10 protein-coding genes are annotated in these 13246 nt (G+C 70.3%); 7 read left to right on the forward strand and 3 right to left on the reverse strand.

Translation table 11 applies throughout. From position 1 onward, the window contains the following. Positions 1-73: 73 nt before the first annotated feature. The 3 genes from AB0P41_RS24315 to AB0P41_RS24325 all read right to left on the reverse strand — a co-directional run bounded on the left by AB0P41_RS24315 (position 74) and on the right by AB0P41_RS24325 (position 4246). Positions 74-1366 carry a YeeE/YedE family protein gene (locus AB0P41_RS24315; protein ID WP_365934142.1) on the reverse strand — a complete coding sequence of 431 codons (1293 nt, stop codon included), beginning with the start codon at positions 1364-1366 and terminating at the stop codon, positions 74-76. Between the two features lie 362 nt (positions 1367-1728). Then, complete coding sequence (locus tag AB0P41_RS24320; protein WP_365934144.1) at positions 1729-2652, reverse strand: aminoglycoside 3'-phosphotransferase/choline kinase family protein; 924 nt, start codon at positions 2650-2652, stop codon at positions 1729-1731. A 553-nt stretch (positions 2653-3205) separates the two neighbouring features. Continuing rightward, positions 3206-4246, reverse strand: coding sequence for an NAD(P)-dependent alcohol dehydrogenase (locus tag AB0P41_RS24325; protein WP_356711143.1), 1041 nt, complete (start codon positions 4244-4246; stop codon positions 3206-3208). Between the two features lie 171 nt (positions 4247-4417). On the opposite strand from AB0P41_RS24325, the gene AB0P41_RS24330 reads away from it, so the two are divergent. The 7 genes from AB0P41_RS24330 (at position 4418) to AB0P41_RS24360 (ending at position 13064) form a co-directional block, all read left to right on the forward strand. After that, positions 4418-5356: a helix-turn-helix transcriptional regulator gene (locus AB0P41_RS24330; protein WP_356711145.1), complete on the forward strand. Its 939-nt coding sequence runs from the start codon at positions 4418-4420 to the stop codon at positions 5354-5356. A 69-nt stretch (positions 5357-5425) separates the two neighbouring features. Then, positions 5426-6241 (forward strand): FadR/GntR family transcriptional regulator, encoded by an 816-nt coding sequence (locus tag AB0P41_RS24335; RefSeq protein ID WP_356711147.1) that lies wholly within the window; start codon positions 5426-5428, stop codon positions 6239-6241. Positions 6242-6445: 204 nt separating this feature from the next. Then, positions 6446-7765, forward strand: coding sequence for a sugar ABC transporter substrate-binding protein (locus AB0P41_RS24340; RefSeq protein WP_356711149.1), 1320 nt, complete (start codon positions 6446-6448; stop codon positions 7763-7765). Then, complete coding sequence (locus AB0P41_RS24345; protein WP_356711151.1) at positions 7765-8724, forward strand: sugar ABC transporter permease; 960 nt, start codon at positions 7765-7767, stop codon at positions 8722-8724. Before AB0P41_RS24340 ends, AB0P41_RS24345 begins: the two co-directional genes overlap by 1 nt. Then, positions 8721-9575 carry a carbohydrate ABC transporter permease gene (locus AB0P41_RS24350; protein ID WP_356711153.1) on the forward strand — a complete coding sequence of 285 codons (855 nt, stop codon included), beginning with the start codon at positions 8721-8723 and terminating at the stop codon, positions 9573-9575. The genes AB0P41_RS24345 and AB0P41_RS24350 overlap by 4 nt, the downstream gene beginning before the upstream one ends. Before the next feature lie 38 nt (positions 9576-9613). Next, positions 9614-10828 (forward strand): D-mannonate dehydratase ManD, encoded by a 1215-nt coding sequence (manD, locus tag AB0P41_RS24355; protein ID WP_356711155.1) that lies wholly within the window; start codon positions 9614-9616, stop codon positions 10826-10828. Between the two features lie 211 nt (positions 10829-11039). Continuing rightward, positions 11040-13064, forward strand: coding sequence for a GxGYxYP domain-containing protein (locus AB0P41_RS24360; protein ID WP_356711157.1), 2025 nt, complete (start codon positions 11040-11042; stop codon positions 13062-13064). The last annotated feature ends 182 nt before the right edge of the window (positions 13065-13246 follow it).

Below are 13246 nucleotides of genomic sequence, written 5' to 3' on the forward strand. Positions count from 1 at the left end.
TAGAGGAGGGCCCCGGCCGCCGGCTCCCGCGTGTGCGTGGGCTGGTCCGGCGGCCTTCGGGAGGCGGCCGCGATCAGCAGACGCCGTCCCCCGGCCTGGGGTTGCCCAGGCCGAACAGCGGACGCAGCTTGAGCCCGATCCAGGTGCCGGCCAGCGCGACCGCGCCCCACAGCCAGCCGCTGAGGCTGCCCGAGGCGACACCTGCGAGGTAGGCGCCGATGTTGCAGCCTCCGGCGAGCCGTGCGCCTATGCCCATCAGCACACCGCCGAGCACCGACGCGACGGCCGTGCGCCAGGGGATGCCACGGTGCAGGGCCCAGGTGCCGCCGAGCGCGGCGGCCACCGCCGCGCCGATCATGATGCCGATGTCGGTGAGGCTGGTCTTGTCGGCCAGTACGGGACCCGACAGCATCTGCGCGTTGCCGGGCTGCCGCCACCAGGACCAGTTCTCCGGGTGGCCGCCCAGGGCGCCCACCAGTTCCGAGCCCCACAGGCTGAACGCACTCGTGACACCCCAGGCGCCGCCGGACACCAGCAGCACTCCCGCGCCGAGGACGGCCAGCACCAGGGCGCCGGCGACCAGCGGCCAGGAGCCGCGGAAGACCCGTACGAGCGAGGTGCGCGCCGACGGGACGGCGCCGAGCGGCGGCGGGTTGCGCCGGGCCTGGACGCGTCGGGTGACCGCGACCACCAGCAGCAGCGCGGCGATCGTCACCGCCCACGAGCCGGGCCAGCCGATGTGGTCGGACAGCACGACCGGCTCCCAGGCGGGGAGGTCCTTCCACAGGTCGAACTGCCAGGCGGCGAGCGTGGCCCCCGCGATGAAGCCGCCGAGGGTCAGCAGCACCGAGGTCTGCCCCGAGCCGACGGCGAAGAGGGTGCCGGAGGCGCAGGCGCCGCCGAGCTGCATCCCGACGGCGAAGAGCAGCGAGCCGACGACCAGGCCGACGCCGATCGCTCCGCCGGACGGTGCCGGCTGCGAGCCGAACAGCCCGGTGCTCGTGCCGACGACGAGCGCGAACAGGGTGGCCGTGGTGCCGAGCAGCAGCGCGTGCGCGCGCAGCCCGGTGCCGTTGCCCACGGCGATGAGCTGCCGCCAGGCGGAGGTGAAGCCGAACCGGGAGTGGAAGAGCGCGACGCCCAGTCCGAGACCCAGCAGGAGCAGCACGCCCGGCTTGGCGCCGTGCGCCGACCACACGTACGCGGTCAGGGCGACGGCGAGCAGTCCGGACACGACGAGTGGCGTCCTGCGTACCGGGGGCAGCGGCGGCACCTCCGGTCGGGGTACGGAGGTGGGAGAGGGGACGAACAGGGCGGGCAGTGCGCGCGGCGGCGCGGCCGGCCCGGCTGGTGGCGCGGTGGTCACGAAGGTCTCCGGAATGGTGCTCGGCGGACAGCGGCATGGGCTGTCGACGGCGCGGCACGCGCCGCCGACGCGGGTTCAGCCGCTACAGAGGCCGTCGTCGACGCACCACGCCGAGTGCGCGAACAGCGCGAGGCACAGTGACAGGGCCGAAGCAGACATGCGTACGAATATACGGAGGAGGGCCCTCCGCACGCGGGGCCGTCTCGCTATGCGGAAGGCCACGGCATCCGCGGGGCCCGGCGCGGGCACGTCGCAGGCGTCCCTGTCCGGCGGGCCCAAGCCCGGCCCGCGGAGGGCTGCCGGGAAGCCGCTGACCTCTCCGGCCGCAGACCCCCCAGGAACCAGTGGGCCCGCCTCGTCCCTCACACCGTGCTGAACCAAGCCTCTGCGAGTGAAGGAAGAGATTCTTCGGCGGGGGCGGGCAGTTCTCTCATGTACCAGGGAAGGTTGCTGTACACGTGTAGCAACGTGTAGGCCATGAGTTCACGCGGCTCGAAGCCGTGACCGTACACCCCGGTGAGCCGAGCCAACAGGGCTGGATTTCCGCGCGTGACGAACAGGCCGACACCGACGAAGTCGTAGGCGCGGTCACCGATCATCGCTGGTTCGAAGTCGAACAAACCGGTCAGGCGCCATCCGTCGGGATCGACCAGGAAGTGCTGCTGCATGACCTCGGTATGCAGCAGGGAAGGCTGTGGGGTCCGTGGCAACGGAACCGACGCGAGGAAGTCCGGAATCTGGACCAGCCAGGCCGCTGACAGCCCATGGGCGCGCTGCTGTTCCACCGCGCCGGCTGTCTGGCGATCCAGAAAGGTGCCCCAGTCCTCGGGGCCGAGGGCGTCCCGCAGCGGCTCGGGGCTGAGGGCGTGCAACGCCGAGAGGGTCTCACCGATCTCGACGACGAGCCGTTCACGATGATTCCGGGGCACGTGCTCCCAGGAGTGGGCGAGGTTCCTGCCGCGGAGCCTGGACATCAGGACGTACTGCCAGCCGTTCTCGTACGGGCCGGATGCCCGCACCACGGGTGTCGGCACCGGCAGTCGCCCTTGCACATGGGCAAGGACCCGGCCTTCAGCGATGCCGTCCTGAGCGGCAGCTCCGGGGAAGAGCTTGAGCACGTGGTCGTCACCCACCGCGTAGACCGGCTGTGACCCGTCAGGGAAGCGGACCAGTGAGGCGCCGGGGAACCCGAGACGTGCACAGAGGTCTTCCGCCCCAGGACGCATCACGCTCTCATCGGGGACGACAGTGTCCCAGTCGTCATCCGTTTCCACCACAGGCAGCATGACCGGGACCGTAGGCCACTCCCAGCCAGGCGGCAACGGAGTTTCGTCGGCACCATGGCCCAGGCCGCAGGCAGGACGCCCCGTCCGCAGCCTGCCTCACACCCCTCGGGCCAGGAACCGGGCCGACAGCGAATTGGCGCCGCCGCCGAGCCCGACGTACTGATCTGCGACGGGATCACCACCGCGATGGATGCCGTCAGCACCAGCCTGGTGACCTCGGAGATCACCAGGCTCCGCGAGGTGAGCGGAACAGCGGTGCTGTGGATCGGTCACGACCTTCGACTGCTCGGACAGCCGGCCGACGACCTCGTGGTCATCGACGCCGGCACGGTCGTCGAGGACGGTGACCGGAACACGGTCCTCGCCGCCCCGAGCGCACCGGCCACCCGCCTGCTGCTGCGCGCCCGGAACCTGGGCACCGGCCCCGCAGGCCGGTCGAATCCTCAGGGAGAGCAAGAGATGCACAGAAAGGAAGAACCGCGCTCTTCGCTGAGGACCGGTGCGCGGTGGGAGCCGCGTGCACCCCCGGTCCCGGGACCGGGGGTGACGGACCTCAGATGGTCGCGGTGTCGATCACGAAGCGGTAGCGGACGTCGCTGTTCAGCACGCGCTCGTACGCCTCGTTGATCTCGGCCGCGCCGATCAGTTCGATCTCGGCTCCGAATCCGTGCTCGGCGCAGAAGTCCAGCATTTCCTGGGTCTCCTGGATGCCGCCGATCCCGGAGCCCGAGAGGGACTTGCGGCCGCCGATCAGGGAGAAGAGGTTGACGGAGACGGGCTCCTCCGGGGCGCCGACGTTCACCAGCGCGCCGTCCGTCTTGAGGAGGGCGAGGTAGGCGCCGAAGTCCAGCGGGGCCGACACCGTGGACAGGATGATGTCGAAGGTGCCGCGCAGGTCCTCGAAGGTCTTCGGGTCGCTCGTGGCGTAGTAGTGGTCGGCGCCCAGCTTCAGCCCGTCCTCCTGCTTGCGCAGGGACTGCGAGAGGACGGTCACCTCGGCGCCGAGCGCGTGCGCGATCTTGACGCCCACGTGCCCGAGGCCGCCCATGCCGAGAACGGCGACCTTCTTGCCGGGGCCGGCGTTCCAGTGCTTCAGGGGGGAGTACGTGGTGATGCCGGCGCAGAGCAGCGGCGCCGCCTCGTCGAGTGCCAGGCCCTCGGGGATACGGACCGTGTAGTTCTCGTCCACGACGATGTGCGTGGAGTAGCCCCCGTACGTGGGGTCGCCGTTCTTGTCCAGGGCGTTGTACGTGCCGATGTTGCCCTTGACGCAGTACTGCTCCAGGCCTGCCTCGCAGTTCTCGCACTCACGGCAGGAGTCCACCATGCAGCCGACGCCGACGCGGTCGCCGACGGAGAACCTGGTGACGCCGGGGCCCGTCTCGGTGACGATGCCGGCGATCTCGTGGCCGGGCACCATCGGGAAGATGCCCTCGCCCCAGCCGTCGCGGGCCTGGTGGATGTCCGAGTGGCAGATGCCGGCGAACTTGATGTCGATCAGCACGTCGAACTCGCCGACCGCGCGTCGCTCGATGGTGGTGCGCTCCAGCGGAGCCTTCGCGGAGGGGGCGGCGTACGCAGCGACAGTGGTCATGCGGAAATTCTCCTAAGGAGTGGTCCTGCGCCCGGCGGCTTTCGGTCCGGGCACGTCGTCCAGCCTGCCCGGTGTCTCCGCGTTCACCCAGGCCACAGCTCTGCCTACGTCCAGTGGTCGTACTACTGGCGGGGTCAGGATGGTGTGCGTACGACCATGGATACTGGACCCATGGAGGAGCAGCCTGTGCCCGAGCGGCAGTCCGCAGATGTCCCCGGTGACGGCGCGGGGCACGCCCTCGACCGGCGTGCCGAGCTCAGCGAGTTCCTGCGCAGCCGGCGGGCGCGGCTCAAGCCCGAGGATGTGGGGCTGCCCGACTTCGGCCGGCACCGCCGGGTCCCTGGGCTGCGGCGCGAGGAGCTCGCGCAGCTGGCCGGGGTGTCCGTGGCGTATTACACACGTCTGGAACAGGGCAACGGACAGAACGTGTCCGGGGAGGTACTGGGTGCGATCGCGTCCGCTCTGCGGCTGACCGGCGCCGAGCAGGCGCACCTCACCCACCTGGCGAAGCCCAAGCAGCACCGGAAGAGGCCGTCGGCGCGGCAGCAGCGGGTGCGGGGCACGCTCTGTCAGCTGCTCGACACGATGGAGGGCGTTCCCGCGTACGTCATCGGCCGGCGCTCCGAGATCCTGGGCTGGAACCGGATGGCGGCGGCGGTCTTCGGCGACTGGTCGCAGCTTCCGCCGCAGGAGAGGAACTGGGCGCGGCTGACGTTCCTGAGGCCGGAGTACCGGGACCTCTTCGTGGAGTGGGACCAGAAGGCGGCGGACATCGTCAGCTACCTGCGGATGGACGCGGGCTGCCGCCCCGACGACCCGCGTCTCTCCGCACTGGTCGGTGAACTGTCCGTGAAGAGCGAGGAGTTCCGCCGGCTGTGGGCGAGGCACGACGTCAAGGAGAAGACCCACGGCGTCAAGCGGCTGCGGCATCCGCTGGTGGGTGAGCTGACGCTCCGCTTCGAGACGTTCGCCCTGCCCGACGACGCGGAGCAGTCGGTGGTGGCCTATCACCCGGAGCCGGGCTCGGCGTCCGCCGACGCGCTGCGTCTGCTCGCGAGCTGGGGCGCGGACGCCACTCGTGCGGGCAGGTCCGTTCCCGAGGGGCCGTGACCGAGCCGCTCCTCCGGGCCGCGGGAATACCCGCCCCACCCGCCCATGACCAGGCTGTACGCTGCGGGGATGCAGCCGTCCGCCTCTTCCTCCCCTGCGCGTTCCGGCCAGGCCGCGGCCCCCGAGCGGCGTGGGCTCCTGACGGAGCGGATCGCACGGGAACTCGAGCACGACATCCGGTCCGGTGACATCGCGGTCGGGACCAAGCTCCCCTCGGAGCGCGAGCTCTCGACCCAGTTCGGGGCCAGCAGGAACGTCGTACGCGAGGTGCTGCGGCGCTTGGAGGCCCAGCACCTGATCGAGGTGGCGCCGGGACGTGGGTCCTTCGTGCGTGAGCAGACCTCGGGGCAGGCCAGGGGGTACGACGCCCTGTACCGCGCGGGCCGGCCCACCGTGCGGCAGCTGATCGAAGCCCGGCTTCCGCTCGAGGTCGAGACGGTACGCCTGGCGGCCGAGCACGCGACGGACGAGGACATCGAGGCGCTCAGGTCCGCCCGGGACGCCCTTGAATCGGCGAGCGACGTCGTCGTCAAGGCCCGGGCCGACATGGCCTTTCACGACGCCGTCGCCGAGGCGAGCAAGAACCCGGTGCTCAGGATCATGCTCTCGTCGATCAGCGGAATGATGTTCGAGATGATGCTCCGCTCCAACTCCGACCCCTCGATCGGCGAGCCCGGTGTTCCGCACCACCCCGAGATCTTCGAGGCGATCGAGGCGCGCGACGTGGAACTGGCCGGTGAGCGCATGCGGGAGCACTTGATGCTCGGCCTGCGCACCTACGGCAAGGATCTCGACATCCAGGTCGACATCATGGCGCGCAACCACATCGAAACGCTGCTGGACGGGACCGGTAACCGGTACGGCGCCGGAAGGACGGACGGGTAGCGCCCTCCGGGCCACCCGCCGCCTCCGAACCCACGCTTCTGTGATCCGGCCCGTCAAAGGGCTGTTCGGGGCGCCGCTCCCCTGCTAACGTCCCTCTGGTCCAACTGGTCCTACCAGTTGGACCGGGCAGAACAGGAGCTCCCCAGGCGACGACACGCCTGAGGTGAGCAGGACGCACGACAGCGCAGAAAGACGAGGACGACGATGTCCACGAGCAGCCAGCTCCTCAGCCGGCGCTCCTTCGGCAGGCTGGCGGCAGGAGTCGCCGGAGCCGCCGGGACCGGGGCGCTCGGCGCGTGTACGAGCAGGGGCGGGCGGCCCTCCGCCGACACCCCCTTGCGGATCATGGCCATCAACCACGTGTGGTCCCAGGCGATCCGCCGCCGCACGAAGGAGTTCGAGGAGCGCATCGGGCGGCGGGTCTCCATGACCCTGCTCACCGCGGACCAGCTGGCGAGCAGCTACAACGTGAAGCTCAACGCCTCGGGCACCGACGTGGACGTCATGATGGTCCGCGCGCTCCAGGAGCAGTTGCTCTTCGCGCACAACGGCTGGCTGGCCGACCTGAGCGACCGCGTCACCCAGGACGAGGAGTTCGCCTGGCCCGACTTCCAGAAGGCCCCGCGAGAGGCTTCGGTGACGGCGGGCAAGGTGCTGAGCGTCCCCGTGGTGACCGAGCGCCCCGCGCTCTACTACCGCAAGGATCTCGTGGAGGACCTCGGGGGACCGCCGCGCACCCTTGAGGCGCTGATGTCGGCGGCCCGGGAACTCACCGAGAAGAAGAAGGGCTTCTACGGCTACGTGGGCCGGGGCCAGCGCAGCGGCGCCGTGTCCCAGTGGTCGAGCTTCCTGTATTCGCACGGCGGGGACTTCGTCGTGCGGGGCAGGTCCGGCATCGGCACGCCCGAGGCCCTCGCCGCGTACGAGTACTACGGCAGCCTCCTGGCCAGGACGGGCCCGCCCGGCGCCACCAACATGAGCCTCGAACAGGCCATGCCGATCTTCGCGCAGGGCAAGGCCGCCTTCTACATCGACGCAGACGCGATCTACAGCAGCTTCCTCGACCCGAAGGTGTCGACCGTGCGCGAGACCGTGGGCTTCGCGCCCTTCCCGGCCGGACCGGCCGGCGCCCGGCCGCACAACATCCCGTCCTGGAGCCTGGGCATCAACAAGTTCAGCCTGCTGCGCGACGACGCCTGGGAGTTCATCAGGTGGGCCGCCGGAACCGAGGTGACCGCGGCCCTCCAGAAGGACGGCATCCCGGGCGCCCGTACGTCGGTGTGGTCCGACCCCGCGTCCCTGGCGTCGTTCCCCCCGGATCTCGCCGAGGCCATGCGGCTCAACGCGGAGCGGGGCCTCGGCTACGACAGGCCCCGGGTCCTTCAGGTCGGCCGGGCCAGGGACATCGTCGGGAGGCCGCTGGTCGCGGGCATCCTCGGAAACGACGTACGGCCCGTGGCCCGGGACGCCGATGCGGAGTTCGCCGATTTCCTCGTCCGCGACAACCGCCACAAGGAGTCCTGATGTCCGCCACAGAGGTCTCCCCGGCCCGCCCCGCCGCCGCGCCGGGCACACGGCCGGCTCCCGCGCGCCGCCCTCGCACCTTCGAACAGGCCAACCGGCGGCTGAAGTGGGCGATGCTCGCGCCGGCACTGCTCTTCGTCGGCCTGATGATCGTCTTTCCGCTGGTCTACACGGTCAACCTCAGCCTGACCGACGCCTTCGGCGCGGTGAACGCGGGCAAGGCACACGTCGGCCTGCAGAACTTCACCGACGCCCTCGGTGACACCCGCCGCTTCTGGCCCGCCGCCCGGCGCACACTGGTCTTCACCGTCGGAGCGGTGATCCTGGAGACGGTGCTCGGCCTCGCCCTGGCGATGCTCATGCGCAAGCCGTTCCGGGGCATGCGGTGGGTGCGTACGGTTCTGATCATCCCGTTGCTCACCACCCCGGTGGCGATCGGCATCCTCTGGCTGCTGATCCTCGACCCCACCAACGGCATAGCCAACCATCTGCTCGCCGGAGTCGGACTGCCCCGGCAGGAGTTCCTCGGCTCCGTCAGCCAGTCGCTGCCGACCCTGATGCTCATCGACGTGTGGCAGTGGACACCCATGATGACCCTGCTGCTCCTCGCCGGGCTGACCACACTGCCCGAGGAGCCGGAGGAGGCCGCCCGCGTCGACGGGGCGAACGGCTGGCAGCGGTTCCGGCACGTCGTGCTGCCCATGCTCGGCCCGACGCTCGCCACCGCCCTGGTGCTGCGCGCGGTGGACGCGCTCAAGACCTTCGACATCCTCTACGCCACCAAGGGGGCGGGCGGTGGCTCGGACTTCGAGGTGGAGACCCTCAACGTCTACGCCTACGGGCTGACCTTCGACTACCAGGAGTACGGCCTGGCCGCCGCCGTCCTGGTCCTGTTCACGCTCTTCATCATCGGCGTCGTGGTGCTGCTGCGCCGCCGGAGCGGAAGGAAGACCGCATGAGTGCCGTCGTCACCCCCACGCCCGTCCCGGCACACCTGCGCAGGCGCGCGGTCCGCGCGTGGCTGCGCTCCATCGCCATCGCCCTCGTGACGCTGGTCTTCGCGCTGCCCCTGGTGTGGATGTTCGCCGCGGCCTTCAAGACCAACGTGCAGGTGACCGACCCGTCCGTGGGCCTGTGGTTCAGCCCCACCCTCGAGAACTTCCGCAGCATCGTCGAGGCCGGGCAGATCCTGCGGTCGATGGGCAACTCCCTGCTGGTCGGCGTGGTCTCCACCGTGCTCTCCGCCGTCATCGCGGTGCCCGCCGCCTGGGCGGTCGGACGGTTCTCCATGCACCGCACGGGTTCGCTGATCCTGGTCGCGCGTATCGTCCCGGCGATCTCGCTGCTCGTCCCCTGGTACTACCTGTTCGCGCAGATGGGCCTCGTCGGCTCCTACACCGTGCTGATCCTCAGCCAGATGTTCGTCTCCGTCCCGCTCATCATGTGGATCATGATCAGCTTCTTCGCCGGCCTGCCGGTCGAACTGGAGGAGGCGGCGCGCACCGACGGGCTGAGCGCCTTCGGCGCCTTCCGCCGCATCGCCCTGCCCCTCGCGGCCCCCGGAACGGCGACCGCGTCCCTGCTCGCCTTCGTCTTCAGCTGGAACAACTTCATGTTCGCGCTGATCTTCGCGGACGACCGTACGCAGACCGTGCCGGTGACCCTCTTCAACTTCATCTCGTACGCGAGCACCGACTGGGGCGGTCTCATGGCCGCCGCGACGCTCATCACCGTCCCCGTCGTCCTGGCCGCCGTCCTCGGACAGAAGTACCTGGTGGCCGGTCTGACCTCCGGCGCCACCAAGGGCTGAACGGCCCGTCACCACCGCATCCGGAAGAAAGTACCCCCATGAAAATTGTCGACGCGAAGGTCCTCGTCACCAGCCCCGGCCGTAACTTCGTCACGCTCCGGCTGACGACCGACGAGGGACTCACCGGCCTCGGCGACGCCACCCTCAACGGCCGGGAACTGGCCGTGGTCAGCTATCTCGAGGACCACGTGGTGCCCCTCCTCATGGGACTGGACCCGCACCGCATCGAGGACACCTGGCAGTCCCTGTACCGGGGGGCGTACTGGCGGCGCGGACCGGTGACGATGGCCGCGATCGCCGCCGTCGACGTCGCGCTCTGGGACATCAAGGCGAAGGCCGCCGGCCTCCCGCTCTACCAGCTCCTGGGCGGGGCGAGCCGGGAGCGGGTGGCGACCTACGGCCACGCCAACGGCCGTGACATCCCCGAACTCCTCGACTCGGTCAGGGCCCGCCTCGCCGAGGGCTACCCCGCCGTACGCGTGCAGTCCGGCATCCCCGGGCTGAAGGCGGTCTACGGCGTGTCGAGTACGGACGACAGCGGCTCCCCCGTGCTCCACCAGCAGGCCCGGCCGCTGGTGGAGGACTGGGACACCGACGCCTACCTGCGTCACATGCCGGACGTGCTGGAGGCCGTGCGCGGCGAGTTCGGCCCGGATCTCCCGCTCCTGCACGACGCACACCACCGGCTCACCCCGGTCCAGGCCGCCCGCCTCGGCAAGGACCTGGAACCGTACCGCCTCTTCTGGCTCGAGGACTGCACACCGGCCGAGAACCAGGAGGCGCTGCGCGTGGTCCGCCGCCACACCACGACACCGCTGGCCATCGGCGAGGTCTTCAACACGGTGTACGACTACCAGTCCCTGATCACCGAGCAGTTGATCGACTACGTGCGTTCCGCCGTCACCCACTTCGGCGGAGTCACCCCGCTGCGCAAGCTCTTCGACTTCGCCGCGCAGTACCAGATCAAGAGCGCGATCCACGGCCCGGAGGACATCTCCCCGGTCGGCATGGCCGCCGCCCTCCACCTCGACCTCGCCGTACACAACTTCGGGATCCAGGAGTACTCGGGCCACACGGCGCTCACCGAGGCGGTGTTCCCCCACGCGTACACCTTCGTGGACGGCCATCTGCACCCGGGCGAGGCGCCGGGCATCGGCGTGGAGCTGAACGAGGAACTGGCGGCCGCGCACCCGTACGAGGCGGCGTATCTCCCGGTCAACCGGCTGCACGACGGGACGGTCCACGACTGGTGATCTCGTGCACCCGCCGGCACTGCCTCCCTCTCCCCTGGGGGCGTGCCGGCGGCGCGCGTGGCGCTCCGGCCCCGTCGGCGGCGACCGGCGAGCGGTGCGCCGACGGTCGGTTCCTGCGTGCACCATGGACAACGGCCCGTCCCTGCGGCTACCTTCGCCGAGTATTTGACAACGATGTCACGCCGCCTCTTCCAGGGAGCAGTGATCGCCGATGGTGTCCCGAAGAACCCTTCTGCAGGCAGGCGGAGCAGCTTTCACGGCCGGTGGGCTCGGGATCTGCCGGCCCGGCTTGGCCGGCGCGGCCGAGGCCCGCCTCACGGCCCCTCTGCTGCCGTCCTTCGGCCGCCCCACCCGGCTCGACGTCGCCGACATCAGTTCCCTCGGCGGAGACGATCAACTGCTGCTGACGACCCTTCAGGGGGTGGTCAACCGGCGCCGTCCACGCCTCTACTTCAACTTCGACGCGAGCGATGTCGACTTCCGCTGGCTGTCCGGCACCGGAGCCTCGGTCACCCGCCACGACCGGGCGTCGGACCTCGTCGCCCGCTATCGAGGCGAAACACGCGGCGCCGTCCTGTACGACCCCGAGGTCCCTGACTCGGTGAACGTGGCGACCACGCTGGCCGGCCTGGAGAACGCCGTCGTCGCCACCGCCGAACAGGCCCGTGCGCACCGCCTGAAGACCGTCGTGGATCTGCGGGGCCGCTTCGGCACGGACGACGTGCTCGCCACCTACCGCTGGCAACTGGACCATCTGTTCCCGCGCTGCACGCACACGCTGCTGGCCGGGCTGCCCCCCACTCGGACGGTACGGTCGGACGGTGTGCGATGGCGTGAGATCGCCCGGGAGACCGAGCGCGTCCGCGACTCGTCGAACCGGCAGGTCCGCACCTTCGATCTGAGCGCGGAGACCGCAGGCGGGGACGGCGTCTACCTGCGTTTCCAGGATTCGTTCGGCGACGACGGGTGGGGCGCTTCGGTCGGTTCGGTCCGAGTGACGGCCGACGGCGACGAGCTGGTCGCCCCGTTCACCCCGGGCACGGCCGCCGAGGTGCCGCATCTCTTCGACGGCTCCAACTCCTCCGTCGGCGGGGACGCCAACCGGTTCTGCGACGGCGACGGGTACTTCATCTACCACTTCACGCCGCCTGCCGGTACCCAGCAGCTCCTGGTCGAGGCCGAGCTGTGGAACCAGTACCTCGTCTCCGCCACCACGACCGCGCCCACCAGGGTCGAGCCGTTCCCCTACTTCCGGGACTACGCCGTCGCGAGCCGGGCGATGGTCCTCTGGCTGCCCCCCTCCGGCGACACGGGCGCGCTCCTCGACGAGATCTTCAGCCGGGTCGCGCCCACCACCCCCTACGCCGGCTGGTTCTCCGACGACGTCGCGGGAGAGTGGGGCGGCGTCGACCGGGCGTCCCGGCACGGCATCGAGGTGGTGCCCGCCGACTACTACATGAACGCCACCGTGCACGCCGGCGTCCCCGCGAAGATCTCCGGCAGAGTCGCGCCGAGGCCGACGGCCGTGCTCCGCAACCGCGTCTACCTCACCCTCACCGTCGGCGAGGGCGACAACATCCAGTACTGCCAGCGCCGGATGCGTACCCTCTGGGAGGACCCGATGAGGGGGCGCGTGCCCGTCAACTGGACCGTCAGCCCGCTGCTCGCGGACATCGGGCCCGCGCTGCTGGCGTACTACCAGGAGACCGCCACCGACAACGATCTGCTGATCGCGGGCCCCTCCGGCGCCGGATACACCTATCCCGGCTCATGGCCCGAGAGCGCCCTGGACGCGTACACCGAGCTCACCGGCCGTTTCCTGCGCCGGACGGGCATGGACCTGATCTACGCCTACAACCCCCGCAATGCGTCAGGCGACGGCTGGATCCCGTTCGATGAACGCGTCGTCCGTTCCTACCGGGAGAACACCCCGGTGCGCGGCATCATCCAGTCCTGGGAGACCGGAGACCTGCAGAGCCGCCCCGCCGGTATCCCCGTGCTCGGCAACTTCTTTCCGCAGGGGAAGGCCGGGGAGTACCGGGACGCGCTGCTACGGCACATCGAGGGCTGGGACCGCACCGCACCCCTGTTCATCGCCGGCGCCGTCAACGCCTGGAGCTGGACACCGAGTGACATCGCCGAACTCCGCGACCTGCTCGGCGAGCCCTTCGAAGTCGTCCGCGGGGACACTTTCTTCGACCTGGTGCACCGGGCGGGAGCACACCGCCCGCGATAGAGGAAGGCCCGGCCTCTCCGGCCTCCGCGGGCGGGTCCCGCAGACTCGGCCCGTCCGCACTCTTCCAACCCGCATTTACATCGATGTACATTTCCCACCGGCACTCCGGCACCGCGGGGCGGGAGTGTCAGGGGCATGCTCAGCAGTTCCGCATCGCCCGACTCGTCCGGCACGTCCCGGCG

The sequence above is a fragment of the Streptomyces sp. NPDC079167 genome, from assembly GCF_040686735.1.
Classification (GTDB): Bacteria; Actinomycetota; Actinomycetes; order Streptomycetales; family Streptomycetaceae; genus Streptomyces.